The 4,670-nt window shown below is 56.5% G+C and carries 4 protein-coding genes; 1 reads left to right on the forward strand and 3 read right to left on the reverse strand.

Translation table 11 applies throughout. The features are described from left to right. On the reverse strand, positions 1-807 hold an 807-nt coding region (locus tag B3873_RS08695; protein ID WP_286865320.1), incomplete at its 3' end, for an NAD-dependent epimerase/dehydratase family protein. A 563-nt stretch (positions 808-1,370) separates the two neighbouring features. On the opposite strand from B3873_RS08695, the gene B3873_RS08700 reads away from it, so the two are divergent. Further along, positions 1,371-2,243: a sialate O-acetylesterase gene (locus B3873_RS08700; RefSeq protein WP_286865321.1), complete on the forward strand. Its 873-nt coding sequence runs from the start codon at positions 1,371-1,373 to the stop codon at positions 2,241-2,243. 95 nt (positions 2,244-2,338) lie between these two features. On the opposite strand, the gene B3873_RS08705 is transcribed toward B3873_RS08700, so the two are convergent. Further along, on the reverse strand, positions 2,339-3,421 hold the full coding sequence (locus B3873_RS08705; RefSeq protein WP_084320308.1) for an acyltransferase family protein: 1,083 nt from the start codon (positions 3,419-3,421) through the stop codon (positions 2,339-2,341). Between the two features lie 301 nt (positions 3,422-3,722). Beyond that, on the reverse strand, positions 3,723-4,670 hold a 948-nt coding region (locus B3873_RS08710), incomplete at its 5' end, for an SGNH hydrolase domain-containing protein (RefSeq protein ID WP_286865324.1).

Consider the following 4,670-nt stretch of genomic DNA (forward strand, 5'->3'; position numbering starts at 1 on the left):
GCCGGTGAGGTTGAAGACGGGCGCCGGCACCGGGCTTGCATCAGGAGACCGGGACGCGTATTGCAGCGACAGCAGCACGGCCGCGCAGACGTCATCGACGTGGACCAGATTGGACCAGCCCTCGCCGCTCGCCCCCAGATCACCCAGCCTGCCGGCGGCCACCAGACGGGCCATCTGCTCCACCCACATGTCGCTGCCGGGCCCGTACACGCAGCCAGGGCGCAACATGACCAACGGATGCCCCGCCGCTGCATAAACCTTCATATGTTCTTCGGCCTCGCATTTGGCCTGGGCGTACCAGCTGGCAGCAGGGTCCAGCGGGCTGTCTTCATTCAGACACCCTTCCTGATTGCCATAGACCGCCATGGAACTCATGTGCACGATGCGCGGGCGAGAGGTCTGCAAGGCGGCCTCGACCAGCAACTGTGCGCCACGGCCAATGGCATCGCCGTGGCCGGCCACGCAATTGACGACGGCGTCGATATCGCCCAGCGCCTGGCGCAGGCTGGCGGCATCGAGGGTATCAACCTGGCGAAACACAAGACCATCGGTACGCGCGGCGGGCGCGCGACGCCCCGCCAATACCGGCGTGGCCCAGCCACTGTCACGCAGGCGCGTGACCAGCCGCTCTCCGATGAATCCCGTTGCTCCGAGCACTAGCACTTTCACATGGGCTCCCGTTGACTTTTTCAAATGAATGAGGGGTTGTTGCGTTGTCGTGGCCTGCATAGTCGGCGCATGCTGGCCATCCTGATGCTGCAGGTTTGCGCCCGCCCCAATGACGCCGAGGCGCGCGGTGGAGGCCATGACGCTTGTTCTTGATTCTTTCCGCCAGCCATGATGCGGCCATGGGCCGCTACCGGCCTGCAGCCCTTCGCATGAGACGCACCACCGGACAAGGTTTTTTGCGCCGCATCATTTTGAGTTGCCAATATTACACGGCTGACAATCTGTGAGCAATATTGGACACGAGGCAAACTGATGTACCGCATGCGGCCTGCCTTCAGCACTCAAGCTCCGCAGGATGCAGAACGTTATATTGCGCCGCAGCATTTAAAATTCCTCGCATCAATATTTCCATAAGTCCATACGCATAAAGACTTTCCGCTTGACAATGCGATTGACAAAAGCCCTGAATTCGAGAGTTTTTATTGCAGACGCACAAAGCGAATGTTAGAGTTTCGACATCTTCTGATCGGTGCAGTGGCAATGCGAACAGAAGGCGCTTGATGAAGGACCTGGCAGGTCCCGCGAGGGGTCGGCCGCCGTATCCGACGACCCGGGGGGGGCAGATGGAGAAAACACAAGCGGGCGCGAGAGCGCTCAAATATGCAGGTTTGGCCACCTTGCTTGGGCTGGCATGCCTGACGATGCTGGTCCTGGGCATCCAATCGGCCCTGAGCCAGAACCAGCTGTTCAACCTGGCGGTGAAGATCAAGCGCCATTTCGTGCCGCCGCAGACCTTGTCCTTCGGCTATACCCACACCCAGAGCAATGCGCTGGACCAATTGGTCAGCGACTCCTCCAAAGTACCCGTCCCTGCGCCTGTTCTCACTGACAGGAGCATGGTCGCGTTCGCCTTTGGCCAGAGCAATTCGGCCAACAGCATCGGCGAGCGCCAGCAGGCTGCTACCGGCAAGGTGTTCAACTATTTCGAAGGCCGCTTTTACAAGGCTGCCGATCCGCTGCTGGGCGCGACTGGCAGAGGCGGTAGCCTGTGGACCACCCTGGCCAACAAGCTCATCAGCCAGGAGATGGCCGACCAGGTCGTCCTGATGTCAGCGGGGGTCGGCGGCAGTTCGGTGGCACAGTGGCGCAAAGGCGGCAACCTCAACGGCATGCTGGAAGCGCGGCTGCAGGACGCGCAGAAACAGGGGCTGAACGTGACCCACTTCTTCTGGCATCAGGGCGAGATTGACAACAACAATGCCTATCGGGACTACGAGGCAGGACTGACCGAGATCATCCAGCTGACCCAGCGCTACTTCCCGAATGCCCGCTTCTTCGTGGCGCAGGCATCGGCATTCTGCCCGCTACCCTCCTCGCGCGAGATCCTGGACAGCCAGCGCGCAGTGACACGGCTCAAGAATGTTTATCTGGGCCCCAATACGGACCTCATCGGGCCGGAAGACAGGTCGGATGGCTGCCACCTGTCGGGCCGCGGGGCGGAGAAGGTGGCATCAGAATGGGTTGAGCTGATTCGTCATCCGCAGAAGGCGGTGGGAAGTGCGGCGCAAAGCTGAAGCGCCAGCGATAGATTGGATTTTCGAAGAAAGCAGAAAAAGGCGCTGAGAATCTCGTGATTCCCAGCGCCTTTTTTCTGAGCCAGAACCAGCTGCTACACCTGAGAGGCGTTGATCTTGGTCTTTTTGGACGAGATTTTCGTCAGCCACCTGCCGAGTGCATTGCGCACGGGTTCATCGTAGAAGTGGTGAAGCAACCAGGCGAGCAGTATCAGGAAGACGAGGATGATCACGCCACCCAGCGGCGCATAGGACTCCACACCTCGTCCTGTCACCGAAGGGAAAAGATGCCTGATGTTCTCAGCCAAGGGACTATGGATGATGTAGACCGGATAAGAAACCACCCCCAGGAACTCGCACAGCAAAGCCAGCAAGCCTGTGGGCTGGAAACGCATCCCTACATAGACCAGCGCCGGAAAGCCGATGGCCACGGCCAAAGCATCATAGACCGGCAGCATGCCGCGGGGGAACGTCGCACATAGCAACAGCGCCACTCCTACGAGACTCAGGAAGGCATTGCGATTGCTGAACATGATGCCGCCTGCTCTGGTTGCATACCAGCGATACAAGACCACACCGGCTGCAAAAGAGAATCCGACGCGCAGGAAGCTCACGTAATAAGTGTTTCTCATGAACCCGGCGTCAAAGCCGTGAGCGGGCGAGATGACGGCAAACGCCGCCAGACAGAGCATGCAAACAGCCATGATGGAGAGCAGGACACGATTGCTGAGGCAACGAATTTTCCAAGCGTAGAGCAAATTGACGATCAGCTCGGCGGAGAGGGACCAAGCCGGCTCGTTGAGCGGAAAAAGTACCTTGTTGAATAAGGAAGGAAGGAGCAAGAAGCTGCATATGGCGGTGGCAGAAACGAACGCCTTGTGCGAAGCGGCCCAATCGGAAGCGGCAATCAGCCCTATGCAAATTCCGAGGAAGTAAAGCGGATACAGCCGCAGCAAACGAATCCTCAAGAACGCCCCGAGCCGCATCCCGTTCAGGAGTCTGGATTCATAAGAGCGACACAGGACAACGCCGCTCAACAAAAAGAAAAGATCTACAGCCAGATAGCTGGAAAAAAACGGGTTATTTCCGAAGAAAGGGGTTGTGTGTCGCAAGACAACCAGAATGGCAGCTATCCCCCTGAAACCGTCCAGCGTCAGGAAATGGTCCTTTTTGTTCATAAGCTGCCCTTAAGTTGAGGATTAACTTTTCAACAAATTGAGGACAGACGATGAGCTCTTATAGTTGCAGTGAAACTTATGAAAATTGGAAAGGAACCGAGGCGCTGACGAGCGCCCTCGGGTGGAAGATGACGTGGACCCATATCCAAAGAAGCGCGTAGTACGCACATCTTCAGTAATTATCGATATTTATCAAAAGGCAATTGTTCGCGTTCTGAAAATGAATTTTCCATCGCGGCAACACACATAGCCAGTCACTTCGAAAAAGAGTGACCACACCTAGAGGAGCCGTTGGGAGTTGCTATGAAGACTTCAGAATCGCCATGATTTTTTCCGAGACCAACTCCGAACCCGCAGGCGTCAGGTGTGTCTCATCGCGATACATCAGCGTGCCGTTCAGAATACCGCGGCAAGCAGATTCGTCACAAAATGGCTCAGCCGCATCAACCAATTGGACATTGGGATACCGCTTGGCAAGCTCCATCACGCGCTGCCTGTAAAGTTCGTTGCGTTGATCAAAAATTGTGCGAGGGATTGAACAATCGCTGGATTTAACGCCTGATGCGTTGAAGAAGTGCATTGGCCGTGTATCGATGCAATCGCGCGTGTGGAAGCCCAATTCAGGATTATCGAGTACAAAGACGATGTGCTTTGATGCGTGGGTTAGCAACTGAAATGCGGATTCCAGGCTAGCCATGTAAGCCTCCTGATGCGACAGGCGGGGATTGGAAACTAAAATGGCACCGTATTGCTTATCCTTGGCCTTCTCAACCTCACCGAAGGCTTTTCCAAGCATGTAAATAGGCCCGCGGCCCGCCAAGACAACGGTCTTGGCGGGCGACCTGGCAGCTATTTCGAACGCAGCGTCCGTGTATTTCTGGCACTCCAGCTTCTGGAACCGCACTCCTGGCAATGGAGGGCAACCGTTGTTTCCCAGTAAAAGCAGCGTCTTGCCAGACTGATCCATAGCTTCAGACAAAGCGAGATAGGTGTGATCGGCATGGCTGTCGCCAATTATCACAGCATCAGGATTCGTATCGATGTGGCGACTGCGGCAGAGATCGCCATCGAACCTGTATCTTTGCTGGCAGGCAGCTTGCGGGGATGACTTCAGATCGAAAACGGCCGAACGTTGAACTACCGCACCGTCAATATGCCCAGGAAAACCTTTCTTGACTACTAGAAGTGTGCCGCCTCCAATCACCAACAGCGACACGATCAGCAACACAAGAGTCGCATTGCGGCGGGC

It is taken from the genome of Herbaspirillum sp. UBA812, assembly GCF_002296545.1.
Classification (GTDB): domain Bacteria; phylum Pseudomonadota; class Gammaproteobacteria; order Burkholderiales; family Burkholderiaceae_D; genus Herbaspirillum; species Herbaspirillum huttiense.